General features: G+C 75.6%; 2 protein-coding genes. Both read right to left on the bottom strand.

The window, feature by feature from the left end; all coding sequences use genetic code 11:
- The coding region (locus tag ABZX11_RS47705) for a type I polyketide synthase (protein WP_354925749.1) at positions 1-6,531 on the bottom strand (6,531 nt) is incomplete at its 3' end.
- A complete protein-coding gene (locus ABZX11_RS47700) occupies positions 6,532-13,641 on the bottom strand; it encodes an SDR family NAD(P)-dependent oxidoreductase (RefSeq protein ID WP_354925746.1) in 7,110 nt (2,369 codons plus the stop codon).
- Positions 13,642-13,668: the final 27 nt, after the last annotated feature.

The raw sequence follows: 13,668 nt of genomic DNA, 5'->3' as shown, positions 1-13,668 counted from the left end.
GAACCTCGCCGCGACCTCCAGCACCGCAGCCTCATCACCCGAAATCACCACCGACTCCGGACCGTTCACCGCCGCAATCGACACACCCTCGGACAGCTCGATGCCGGCTTCCGGCGCAGCGATCGACACCATCGCCCCACCGACCGGCAACGCCTGCATCAACGACGCCCGCGCCGAAACCAACCGACAAGCATCCTCAAGCGACAACACCCCAGCCACATGCGCCGCCGAAATCTCCCCGATCGAATGCCCCGCCACAAAATCCGGACGGACACCCCACGAAGAAACCAACCGGAACAACGCCACCTCGACCGCGAACAACGCGGGCTGGGTGAACTCGGTCCGGTCCAGCAGCGAGGCGTCGTCGAAGGCCGCGCGCAGCTCCGGGCCGAAGTGGGCGCACACCGCGTCGAAAGCTTCGGCATACACCGGGAAGCGGTTGTAGAGCGCCCGGCCCATGCCCACCCGCTGGGCGCCCTGGCCGGTGAACAGCACCGCCAGCAGGGCGTCGCGGTCGGCCGTGCCGGTGACCACGGCGGCGTCGCTGCCCCCGTCGGCGAGCACCCCGAGCGCCCGGTCGAGCTCGTCGCCACCGGCGACGAGGACCGCGCGGTGATCGTGCGTGGCGCGGGTGAAAGCCAGCGAGTACGCCAGGTCCTGCGGTGCCGCGTCCACGCCGCGGAGCCGCTCCGCCTGGGCGCGCAACGCCGTGGCGCTGCGAGCCGACAGCGGGACGAGCGGCGGGGTCGCGTCCGGCCCGGCGGGCGGGACCGCGACCGGTTCGGCCTGTTCGAGGACGACGTGCGCGTTGGTGCCGCTCACCCCGAATGCCGAAACGGCCGCGCGGCGGGGGCCGCCGGCGGCCCACGCGCGCTCCTCGGTGAGCAGCTCCACGGCCCCGGCCGACCAGTCCACCTGCGACGACGGCGTGTCGACGTGCAGCGTGCGCGGCAGGCGCCCGTGCCGCATGGCGAGCACCATCTTGATCACCCCGGCCACGCCGGAGGCCGACTGCGTGTGCCCGATGTTGGACTTCAGCGAGCCGAGCCACAGCGGCCGGTCGCGGTCCTGGCCGTACGTCGCCAGCAGGGCCTGCGCCTCGATCGGGTCGCCGAGCCGGGTGCCGGTGCCGTGCGCCTCGACGGCGTCCACATCGGACGGACGCAGCCCGGCGTCGGCGAGCGCGGCCCGGATCACCCGCTGCTGCGAGGGACCGTTCGGGGCACTGAGGCCGTTGGAGGCCCCGTCCTGGTTGACCGCCGATCCCCGCACCACCGCGAGGACCGGGTGGCCGTGGCGGCGGGCGTCCGACAGCTTCTCCAGGAGCACCAGGCCGACGCCCTCGCTCCAGCCGGTGCCGTCGGCGGCGTCGGCGAAGGACTTGCAGCGGCCGTCTTCGGCGAGCCCGCGCTGGCGGCTGAACTCGACGAACGCCGCCGGGTGCGCCATCACGGTGACCCCGCCGGCCAAAGCCATCGAGCACTCGCCCTGCCGCAGCGACCGGCTCGCCAGGTGCAGCGCGACCAGCGACGAGGAGCACGCCGTGTCGACGGTGACCGCCGGGCCCTCCAGGCCGAAGGTGTAGGACAGGCGGCCGGAGACGACGGCCGGGGCGCTGCCGGTCAGCAGGTAGCCCTCGGAGCCGCCGGACTCGTCGCGCGCGCCGACGCCGTACCCGGAGGACGTCGCCCCGACGAACACGCCGGTTTCGCTGCCGCGCAACGACTCCGGGTCGATGCCCGCGCGTTCGAACACCTCCCACGACGTCTCCAGCAGCACGCGCTGCTGCGGGTCCATCGCCAGCGCTTCGCGCGGGGAGATGCCGAAGAACCCGGCGTCGAACTCGGCCGCCGTGGCCATGAACCCGCCTTCGCGGGTGTAGCTGGTGCCGAGGTTGGCCGGGTCCGGGTCGTAGAGCGCGGCCAGGTCCCAGCCGCGGTCGGCGGGGAACGGGCCGATGCCGTCCGCGCCGTCGGTCAGCAGGCGCCAGAGGTCCTCGGGCGAGGACACCGCACCCGGGTAGCGGCAGCCCATGGCGACGATGGCGATCGGCTCGTCGGACGCGGCGGCGGTGGGGGTCGCCGTGGCCGCGGTTTCGGCGCCGGTCACCTCGCGCAGGAGATGACCGGCGAGGGCGCGCGGGTGCGGGTGGTCGAAAACGACGGTGGCCGGGAGCCGGACACCGGTCACCGTCGTCAGCCGGTTGCGCAGTTCGACCGCGGTCAGCGAGTCGAAGCCGAGTTCGCGGAAGGCCCGGTCGGCCGGGACGGCCGCGGCGGAGTCGTGGCCCAGCACGGCGGCGGCCTGCGCCCGCACGAGGTCGAGGACGTGGTGGGCGGCCTCCCGGGGCCCGAGCCCGCGCACGGCTTCGGCGAGGCCGGCGCCGACCTCCGGGACGACCTCCTCGACGTGGACCTCCGGCAGGTCCTCGATCAGCGGGCGGCGCCGGGCGGCGGTGAACCCGGCGGCGAACCGGGGCCAGTCCATGTCGGCGACGGCCACGAAGGTCTCGTCGGCGTCGAGGGCGTGCTGCAGGGCGGCGAGGGCCCGGTCCGGGGCCATCTCCCGCAGGCCGCGGCGGCGCAGGTGCTCCTTCGCCTCGGCGCTGCCCGCCATGCCGTCGCCGGCCCAGGAGCCCCAGGCCACCGACGTGGCTTTCCGGCCGGCCGCGCGCCGCCGGGCGGCGAGCGCGTCGAGGTGCGCGTTCGCGGCGGCGTAGGCGCCTTGGCCGGCACTGCCCCAGACACCGGCGTTGGAGGAGAAGAGGACGAAGGCGTCGAGGTCGTCGCCGAGGAGTTCGTCGAGGTGGTCGGCGCCGGTGGCCTTGGCCGCAAGGACCTCGGCGAAGTCCCCGGCGCCGGTGTCGGCGACGGTCTTCGCCTGCGGCAGCCCGGCGGTGTGGACGACCGCGCGGATGCCGGGGTGGTCGCGGACGAGCGCGGCGACGGCGTCGCGGTCGGCGAGGTCGCAGGCGGCGAAGGTGACCCGGCAGTCCAGCTCCGCGGCGAGTCCGGCCGCGCCGGGGGCGTCGCCGCCCCGGCGGCTGACCAGGACCAGGTGCTCCGCGCCGGCCCGGGCCAGCCAGCGGGCGACGTGCCCGCCGAGTGCCCCGGTCCCGCCGGTGACCAGCACGGTGCCTTCCGGCCGCCACCGGCGGGCGGGGGCGCCGGCCGGGGCGTGGACGAGCCGGCGCGCGAAGACGCCGGAGGCCCGGACGGCGACCTGGTCTTCGTGGTCGAGCCCGGCCAGGACGGCGGCCAGCCGCCGCGCGCTCCGGCGGTCGAGGGTGGCGGGCAGGTCGACGAGGCCGCCCCAGCGTTCCGGGTGCTCGAGGCCGGCGACCCGGCCGAGCGCCCAGACCTGCGCGGGATCGGCCGCGGGCGCCCGGTCGCCGGGCAGGGCGGCGACGGCGTTGCGGGTCAGCAGCCAGAGGGGCGCGGTGGTCCCGGCGAGGGCTTGGACGAGGCGGAGGGTGCCGAGGGCGTCGGGCAGGAGCGAGACGACCCCGGCGGCTTCGGCGAACGCGGCTGTGTCGCCGAGCTGGTCGAGCACGACCGGCTCGGCACCGGCGGCCGCGAGGCAGCTCGTCACGTCCGCGGGGTCCGTGCCCGGCTCGGCGACCACCACCCAGCGGCCGGAAAGCGTGGCCGCCGCCGGTTCGGTGAGCGGCTTCCACTCGATCCGGTACCGCCATGACTCCACAGTGGACTGTTCCCGGCGTGCCCGCCGCCAGCGGGCCAGTGCCGGGAGCAGCTCGGCGAAGGTCGTCTCGGCTGGCACGTCGAGCAGCTCGGCCAGCGCGCCGAGGTCACCGCCGTCGACCGCCGTCCAGAAGCGGGCGTCCCCCGGCTCCGCCGAGGTGGCCTGCCGGGGCGCGTCGAGCCAGTACCGCTTGCGCTGGAAGGCGTAGGTGGGGAGGTCGACCACGCGACCGCCGGGGAACGCCGGCGTCCAGTCGACGGCCACCCCGGCCACGTGCGCCTCGGCGAGTGCGGTGTGGAAGCGGGTCAGGCCGCCGTCGTCGCGGCGCAACGAGCCGAGCGCGAGGACGTCGTCCCCGATCGCCATGGTGAGCACCGGGTGCGGTGAGGCTTCGATGAACGTCCCGAAGCCCTCGCTCTTCAGCCGTTCGACGGCGGTGTCGAGACGGACGGTGCTGCGCAGGTTCGTGTACCAGTACCCGGCGTCGAGCGTTTCGGCCCATTCGCCGGTCACTGTGGACAGGAAGGCGGTGTCGGGCCGTCGTGGCGTGATCGGGGCCAGCACGTCGAGGAGTTCGTCGCGCAGCTGCTCGACCTGCACCGAGTGCGAGGCGTAGTCCACCGGGACCCGCTTCGCACGAAGGCCGTCCGCGTCACAGGAAGCGATCAACGCGTCCAGTGCCTCGGGTGCGCCCGAGACCACCACGGCGGCGGGGCCGTTCACCGCCGCGATCGACAGCCCGTCCGTCAGGCGCGCTTCGACCGCTTCGAGCGGCGCCGCGACCGAGACCATCCCGCCGCGACCGGCCAGCGCCAGGATCGCCTTGCTCCGCAACGCCACCACGCGAGCGCCGTCCTCCAGGGACAGCGCACCCGACACGACCGCGGCGGCGATTTCACCCTGCGAGTGGCCCACGACGGCATCGGGGACCACGCCGAAGGAACGCCACAGCTCCGCCAGCGACACCATCACCGCGAACAACGCGGGCTGCACGACATCGACCCGGGCGAGCGCGTCCGCGTCCGCCAGCACGTCGCGGAGCGACCAGTCCGCAAAGGACGACAGGGCGGCGGCGCACTCGTCGAGCCGCGCCGCGAACACCGGCGAAGCCGAAGCCAGCTCCAGAGCCATCCCGGGCCACTGCGAGCCCTGCCCCGGGAAGACGAGCGCCACCTTGCCGCGCGCCGACGCCTCCCCGGTGACCACCGCCGGTGATGGCGCACCGGCCGCGAGCGCCGCCAGCCCGCCCTCCCCGGTGACGACCGCGCGAGAACCGAGCAGCGCACGCGACTCGACCAGCGAGAACCCGACGTCCACCGGGTCGCCGTCGTGCGGCAGCAGCGCAACGGCCTGCGCCTGCAACGCCTCCGGCGATCCGGCCGACAACACCCACGGCACCGGCCCGGAGGCCGCCCGCGGCGGCCGCTCCGGTTCGCCGGGCGCCTGCTCCAGGAGCACGTGCGCGTTCGTCCCGCTGACGCCGAACGAGGAGACGCCGATCCGCCGCGGCTGCCCGGTCTCCGGCCACGGCGTCGCCTCGGTGAGCAGCCGGACCGCGCCGGCACTCCAGTCCACTCGGGACGAAGGGGTGTCGATGTGCAGCGAGCGCGGCAGCAGTCCCCGCCGCATGGCCTGGACGGACTTGATGATCCCGGCCACGCCGGCGGCGGCCTGGGTGTGCCCGAGGTTGGACTTGACCGACCCGAGCAGCAGCGGCCGGTCCGCCGCGCGGCCGCGGCCGTAGGTGGCCAGCAGCGCCTGCGCCTCGATCGGGTCGCCCAGCGTGGTGCCGGTGCCGTGCGCCTCGACCGCGTCGACGTCCGCGGCGGACAAGCCGGCCCGCTCCAGCGCGGCGCGGATGACCCGCTGCTGCGCCGGCCCGTTCGGCGCGGTCAGGCCGCTGCTCGCGCCGTCCTGGTTGACCGCGGAGCCGCGGACGACGGCGAGCACCGGGTGCCCGCGGCGGCGCGCGTCGGACAGGCGTTCCACCACCAGCATCCCGGCGCCCTCGCCCCACCCGGTGCCGTCGGCCGCGTCGGCGAACGGCTTGCACCGGCCGTCGGCGGCCAGGCCGCGCTGCCTGCTGAACGCGGTGAACGTGCCCGGGGTGGCCATCACCGTGACCCCGCCGGCCAGTGCCAGCGAGCAGTCGCCGAGCCGGACGGCCTGGCAGGCCAGGTGCAGGGCGACCAGGGAAGACGAGCACGCCGTGTCGATGGTGACGGCCGGGCCCTCGAGGCCGAGGGTGTAGGCGATCCGGCCGGAGGCGACGCTGCCCGCGCTGCCGTTGCCGAGGAAGGCCTCGAACTCCGCGAACACCTCGGGCGCGAGCAGCAGCCGGGCCGCGTAGTCGGAGTACATCACCCCCGCGTAGACGCCGACTTTCTCGCCGCGCACGGACGCCGGGTCGATGCCCGCCCGCTCCAGCGCCTCCCACGACGTCTCCAGCAGCAGCCGCTGCTGCGGGTCCATGGCCAGTGCCTCGCGCGGGGAGATCCCGAAGAAGCCGGCGTCGAAGTCGGCCGCGTCGTGCAGGAACGCGCCCTCCCGGGTGTAGCTGGTGCCCGCGCTGCCGGGGTCGGCGTCGTAGAGCGCTTCGAGGTCCCAGCCGCGGTCGGCGGGGAACGCCCCGACCGCGTCCTCCTCCGCGGCCAGCAGCTCCCACAGCTGTTCGGGGCTGCGGACACCGCCGGGGAAGCGACAGCTCATGCCGACGATTGCGACCGGCTCGTGCGCGCGGTCCTCGTTCTCCTGCAGCCGTCGCCGGGCCTCACGCAGGTCGGCCGTGGCGCGCTTGAGGTAGTCCAGGAGCTTCTGTTCGTTCGACATTCAGGACATCCCCAGTTCGTCGTCGAGGAGGTCGAAGAGCTCCTCGGCGGTGGCGTCGGCCAGTTCCGTGCCGGGTTCGTCCCGGCGGTCGTCGGTCGCGGTCCACCGGGCCAGCAGCCCGCGCAGGCGCTCGGTGATCAGGTCGCGTTCGCCGTCTCCGGGCTCGGTCGCGGCGAGCACCGCGGCCAGCCGGTCCAGTTCGGCGTGCACCGGCAGCGCGGCCTTCTCGCCGCCGGTGGGCAGCTCGGCGCACAGGTGCTTGGTGAGCGCGTCCGGGTTCGGGTAGTCGAAGATCAGCGTCGCGGGCAGCCGCAGCCCGGTCACCGCGTTGAGCCGGTTGCGCAGCTCCAGCGCGGTCAGCGAGTCGAACCCGAGGTCGAGGAAGCCGCGGCCGGCCTCGACGGCGTGGCCGGACGCGTACCCGAGCACCGCCGCGACCTGCGCGCGCACGACGTCGTCGACGGCCCGGAGCTGTTCGGCCTCGGACAGGCCCGCGAGCCGTTCGGCCAGCGCGGGTCCGGCCGGGACGCCGTCGCGCACGGTCCGCCGCGCGGCCGGGCGGACCAGGCCGCGCAGCAGCGCCGGGACCTCCGCGCGGGCCCGCCAGGCGGCGAGGTCGAGGGCGACCGGCATCAGCAGGGGCTCGCCGCTGCCGAGCGCGAGGTCGAACAGCCGCAGGGCGTGCTCGGTCGGCAGCGCGCGGACGCCGGAGCGGCCCAGCCGCGACACGTCGTCGTCGCCGAGGTGCGCGGTCAGGCCGCTGCGCGCCTCCCACAGCCCCCACGCGAGCGAGGTCGCGGGCAGGCCGCGGCCGTGGCGGTGCTGGGCGAGGGCGTCGAGGGAGGCGTTGGCCGCGGAGTACCCGGCCTGCCCCGCGCCGCCCATCGTCGTGGCGAAGGAGGAGAACAGGACGAACGCGTCGAGGTCCCGGTGTTCGGTCAGCTCGTGCAGGTGCCGGGCGGCCACGGCCTTCGGGCGGAGCACGGTGTCGAGCCGCTCGGGGGTCAGCGCTTCGAGGACTCCGTCGTCGAGCGCGCCCGCGGCGTGGATCACCGCGGTCAAGGGGTGCTCGGCGGGGATCGTCGCCAGGGCGGCTTCGAGGGCGGCCCGGTCGGCGACGTCGCAGGCGAGCGCGGTGACGGAGGCGCCGGCGAGCTCGTCGGGGACGTCGGGGGTGCGGCGGCTGAGCAGCAGCAGGTGCCGGACGCCGTGGGCGGCCACCAGGTGCCGGGCGAGCAGGCCGCCGAGCACGCCGCTCGCGCCGGTGATCAGCACGGTCCCGTCCGGGTTCCAGCGGTGTTCCCGCTGCGGCACGGCCGCCCGCGCCAGGCGGGGCACGTGGAGCTCGCCCCCGCGCAGCGCCAGCTGCGGCTCGCCGGAGGCGGCGGCCGTGCCGGCCCAGGCGGCGAGGTTCTCGGTCGTGTCGACGTCGAGCAGGACGAACCGGTCCGGGTGCTCGGACTGCGCCGACCGCACGAGCCCCCAGACGGCCGCCGCGGCGGGATCCGCGGGGGCCTCCCCCACGGCCGACTCGGTGACGAGGACCAGCCGCCCGTCCCCGGCCAGGAAGTCCTGCAGGATCCCGAGCACCTCGGCGGTCGCGTCGCCGCGGAATTCGGCGTACACCACCGGCCCGGGTTCGCCGAGGGGAACGGCGGGGGCGGCCGGCTCGGCGTCCACCCGTGGCCAGGTCAGGGTGAAGAGGGCGTCGGCGCCGTGGTCCGCGGCCGCGGCCAGCTGCCCGGCCGAAATCGGGCGCATGACAAGGGATTCGGCCTCGGCGACCGGGGCGCCGGTTTCGTCGGCGACGGCAACCGAGACACCGTCCGCGCCGAGCGCACCGAGCCGGACCCGCAGGGTGGTCGCGCCGGTCGCGTACAGCCGGACGCCGGTCCAGGCGAACGGCAGCCGGGCGCCGGCCTGGGCGCTGGTCAGGCCGATCGGGTGCAGGGCCGCGTCGAGCAGGGCCGGGTGCAGGCCGTAGCGGGCCGCTTCGGCGCGCTGGTCGCCGGGCAGGACGACCTCCGCGTAGAGGTCGTCACCGTGGCGCCAGGCGGCCCGGAGGCCCTGGAACGCCGGGCCGTAGCGGTAGCCGTGGCCGGCCAGTGCGTCGTAGTGGCCCTCGACCGGCAGCGGTTCCGCGCCCGGGGGCGGCCACGCGGTCAGCGCCGTGCCGGGCTCGGCGCCGGTGGCGAGGACGCCTTCGGCGTGCTGGGTCCAGTCGAGGTCGTCGCCGGGTCGCGAGTGGACGGTCACCGTGCGGCGGCCGTGCTCGTCGGCGGCCTCGACCCGGACCTGGAGGGCGACCCCGCCACGGCGGGGCAGCGCCAGCGGCGTCTGCAGGGTCAGCTCTTCGACGGTCTCGCAGCCGACCTGGTCCCCCGCCTGCACGGCCAGCTCGACGAACGCGGTGCCCGGCAGCAGCACGGTGTCGCCGACCGCGTGGTCGGCCAGCCAGGGGTGCGTGGCCGGCGAGAGCCGGCCGGTGAGCAGCGTGGTGCCGGTGCCCGCGACGGTCACCGCGGCGCCGAGCAGCGGGTGCCCGGCGTCGGTGAGACCGAGCCCGACGGCGTCGCCCGCGGTGGTCGCGGTCCACTGTGGCCAGTACCGCTCCTGCTGGAACGGGTAGGTGGGGAGGTCGGTGCGCCGGGCGCCGGGGAAGGCCGGGGTCCAGTCGACCGCCACGCCGTTGACGTGCGCCTCGGCGAGCGCGGTGTGGAAGCGGGCCGGTCCGCCGTCGTCCCGCCTCAGTGACCCGATGGCGAGGACGTCGTCCCCGAGGGCCATGGTCAGCACCGGGTGCGGTGACGCCTCGACGAACGTCCCGAATCCTTCGCTCTTCAGCTGCGCGACGGCGAGGTCGAGCCGGACCGTGCTGCGCAGGTTGCGGTACCAGTACTCCGCGTCCAGCGGTTCGGTCAGCCACTCGCCGGTCACGGTCGAGAAGAAGGCCGTGTCCCCCGTGCGCGGGGTGATCGGGCCCAGGACTTCGAGCAGCTCGTCACGCAGCTGCTCGACCTGCGCCGAGTGCGAGGCGTAGTCGACCGGCACGCGCTTGGCGCGGATACCGGCGGCCTCGCAGGCCGCGAGCAGCTCGTCGAGGGCACCCGGCTCGCCGGACACGACCACCGCGGACGGGCCGTTCACCGCGGCGATCGAGCTGCCTTCGGTCACCAGCTCTTCGACAGTCGCCAGTGGCGCCGCGACGGACACCATCCCGCCGCGCCCGGCCAGCGCGAGGATCGCCTTGCTGCGCAACGCCACCACCCGTACACCGTCCTCAAGGGACAGTGCACCCGACACCACCGCAGCCGCGATCTCGCCCTGGGAGTGGCCGACCACCGCGTCCGGCACCACACCGAACGAACGCCACAACTCCGCCAGCGACACCATCACCGCGAACAGCGCGGGCTGCACCACGTCGACCCGGCCCAGCGCCTCCGCGTCCGCCAGCACTTCCCGCAGCGACCAGTCCACAAAGGAATCCAGGGCCGCGGCGCACTCGTCGAGCCGGGCCGCGAAGACCGGCGACGACTCCGCCAGTTCGAGCGCCATCCCGGCCCACTGCGAACCCTGCCCGGGGAAGACGAGCGCCACCCTGCCGGGCGTTCCGGCGATCCCGGTGACCGCGCCGGCCGAGGGCACTCCCGCGGCGACGGCGGCCAGCGCCTCGGCGCCGAACACCACGGCGCGGTGCGGGAACCGCGACCGGGTCGTGACCAGGGAAAACCCGATGTCTGCCGGGTGTCCCTCGATCCCGGCGAGCGCGGCGGCCTGGTCACGCAGAGCGGCTTCGGTCCGGCCCGACAGCACCCACGGCACCGGCCCGGAGACCGGCTCGCGCTCCTCGGCCCCGGCTTCCGGCGCCTGCTCGAGGATGGTGTGGGCGTTGGTGCCCGAGATGCCGAAGGACGACACCCCGGCTCGCCGGGGACGTCCGGACGGCCATTCCCGCGGCTCGGTGAGCAGCTCGACCGCACCCGCCGACCAGTCCACGTGCGACGACGGCGCGTCGACATGCAGCGTCCGCGGCAGCACGCCGTGCCGCATCGCCATCACCATCTTGATGATCCCGGCGACGCCCGCCGCGGCCTGGGTGTGCCCGAGGTTCGACTTGACCGAACCGAGCCAGAGCGGCTCGTCGCGGTCCTGGCCGTAGGTGGCCAGCAGGGCCTGCGCTTCGATCGGGTCGCCCAGCGTGGTGCCGGTGCCGTGCGCCTCCACCGTGTCCACTTCGGACGGTTTGAGCCCGGCGTCGGCGAGGGCCGCGCGGATCACCCGCTGCTGGGAGGGACCGTTCGGGGCGGTCAGGCCGTTGGACGCGCCGTCGGAGTTCACCGCCGAACCGCGGACCACGGCGAGGACCCGGCGGCCTTCGCGCACCGCGTCCGACAGCCGCTGCACCAGCAGCATGCCCGCGCCCTCGGAGAACCCGGCGCCGTCGGCCGCCTCGGCGAACGCCTTGCACCGGCCGTCGGCGGCCAGGCCGCGCTGGAGGCTGAAGTCGACGAACATGCCCGGCGTCGCCATCACGGTCGCCCCGCCCGCCAGCGCCATCGAGCACTCGCCGCGCCGCAGCGCCTGCACCGCCAGGTGCAGGGCCACCAGCGACGACGAACACGCGGTGTCCACCGTCAGCGACGGGCCTTCCAGACCGAACACGTAGGACAGCCGCCCGGACACGACACTGGCCGCGTTGCCGACGCCGGCGTGCCCGTCGAGGGACTCGGTCGAGCGTTCCAGCAGGGCCGGGTAGTCCTGGCCGTTCGTTCCCGCGAAGACGCCGATCCGCTCTCCCCGCACCGAAACCGGGTCGAGCCCGGCGCGTTCGAAGGCTTCCCACGACGTCTGCAGGAGCAGCCGCTGCTGCGGGTCCATGGCGAGGGCTTCGCGGGGCGAGATGCCGAAGAAGCCGGGATCGAAGCGGGTGGTGTCGGCGAGGAAGCCGCCCTCGCGGGCGTAGCTCTTGCCGGTGGCGCCGGGCTCGGGGTCGTAGATCTCGTCGAGGTCCCAGCCGCGGTCGTCCGGGAACGGCGTGATCCCGTCGCCGCCCGCGGCGACCAGCCGCCACAGGTCCTCGGGCGAGCGGACCCCGCCGGGGAACCGGCAGCCGATGCCGACGATGGCGATCGGTTCGTCGGCGGCGATCCCGGTGGCCGCTTCGGCCCCGGCCGCCGTCCCGGCGCCGAGCAGCTCGCCGAGGAACCCGGCGAGGACGGTCACCGTGGGGTGGTCGAACACCAGGGTGGCGGGCAGCCGGAGGCCGGTCGCGGTGGCCAGCCGGGTGCGCAGCTCGACCGCGGTCAGCGAATCGAAGCCGAGTTCGGAGAACGCGCGCTCGACGTCGACGGCGGCCGGTGACGCGTGCCCGAGCACGGCCGCGGCCTGCGCGCGGACCAGCCCGGTGAGCGCGCGGTGGGCATCGGCCGCACTCAGCCCGGCGAGCTCGGCGGCGTACCCGGAGGCCGCGGGAGCGGTTTCCTCGACGGCGGCCGGGATCTCGGCGAGCAACGGCCGGGGCCGGGCGGCGGCGAAGGCCGGCGCGAACCGCGGCCAGTCGACGTCGGCGACGACCACGGCGGTGTCGTCGAGGTCGAGGGCCCGGCCGAGCGCGGTCAGCGCCAGCTCGGGGTCGAGAGGCGGGACGCCTTCGGCGACCAGCCGGGCGCGGTCGACGCCTTCGTCGGCGTCCCAGACGCCCCAGGCGATCGCCGTCGCGGCCTGCCCGCGGGCCCGGCGACGCTCGGCGAGCGCGTCGAGGTGGGCGTTGGCCGCCGCGTAGGCGCCGTGGGCTCCGCTGCCGACGACACCGGCGATGGAGGAGAACAGCACGAAGGCGTCGAGGCCGTCCGGGAGCAGGGCGTCGAGGTAGTCGGCGGCGGCCGCCTTCACCCGGCACACCCGGTCCAGCAGGTCCGGGCCGGTTTCGGCGAGCGGCGCCAGCTCGGTGCCGGCGGCGGCGTGGAACACCGACCGCACCGGCCCGTGGGCGGCGAGGACCGCGGCGAGCTGGTCGCGGTCGCCGACGTCGCAGCGGGCCTCGATCACCTCGGCGCCGTGCAGGGTCTCGACGCCGGGCAGGTCCGCCGCGGCGAGCACGACCCGGGTGGCGCCCCGGCCGATCAGCCAGCGGGCGAGCCGGACGGCCGCGTGGCCGTCGGCGTCGGTGACCAGCACGGTGCCTTCGGGCCGCCAGCGCCGGGCGGGTTCCCGCACTCCGGCAGGCACGAGCCGGCGGGCGAAGACGCCGGTCTTCCGCACCGCGACCTGGTCTTCGCCGGTGGTGCCGGCCAGCACGGCGACCAGCCGCGCGGCGGCCGGTTCGTCGAGGGTTCCCGGCAGGTCGACCAGGCCGCCCCAGCGGGCCGGGTGCTCGAGGCCGGCGATCCGGCCGAGGCCCCACACGCGGGCCTGGTGGGGGTCGGGGGCGCGGTCGCCGGGTCCGGTGGCCACCGCTCCGTCGGTGAGCAGCCAGAGCGGGGCGTCGAGGCGGGTCAGTTCGAGGGCGGTCGCGGCATCGGGCCGGACGGCCACCACCCCGGCCAGGTCCTCGGCGTCCTGGACGATCTCGGCGCCGTGCGCGGCGAGGACGGCCCGGACGTCGTCGTCCCCGAGCACGAGCCAGCGCCCGGACAGGCGGGCCGGCGCGGTGGTGACGGGCCGCCAGGCGATGCGGTAGCGCCAGGCGTCCGTGGTGGCTTCGTCGTGGCGGCGGCTGCGCCACTTGGCCAGCGCGGGCAGGACGGCGTCGAGCGGGGCGTCTTCCGCGAGGTCGAGGACGCCCGCGAAGGCCGGCACGTCCTGGTCGCCGACGACGTCCCAGAACCGCTGGTCGGCCTGCACCGGCTCGGCTTCCGGGACGTCGAGCCAGTAGCGGTCGCGCTGGAAGGCGTAGGTGGGGAGGTCGGCCGCGGGCGCGCCACCGAAGGCGGGAGTCCAGTCGACGGTGACGCCGTTGACGTGCGCCTCGGCAAGGGCGGCGTGGAACCGGGTCAGGCCGCCGTCGTCCCGCTTCAGAGAACCGATCGCGACGACGTCTTCCCCGAGCGCCATGGTCAGCACCGGGTGCGACGACGCCTCGACGAACGTGCCGAACCCTTCGCCCTTCAACCGCTCGATCGCCTGGTCGAGGCGGAC

The organism is Amycolatopsis sp. NPDC004169 (assembly GCF_040610315.1).
GTDB lineage: Bacteria > Actinomycetota > Actinomycetes > Mycobacteriales > Pseudonocardiaceae > Amycolatopsis.
This window is presented reverse-complemented; position numbering and strand designations above follow the sequence as displayed.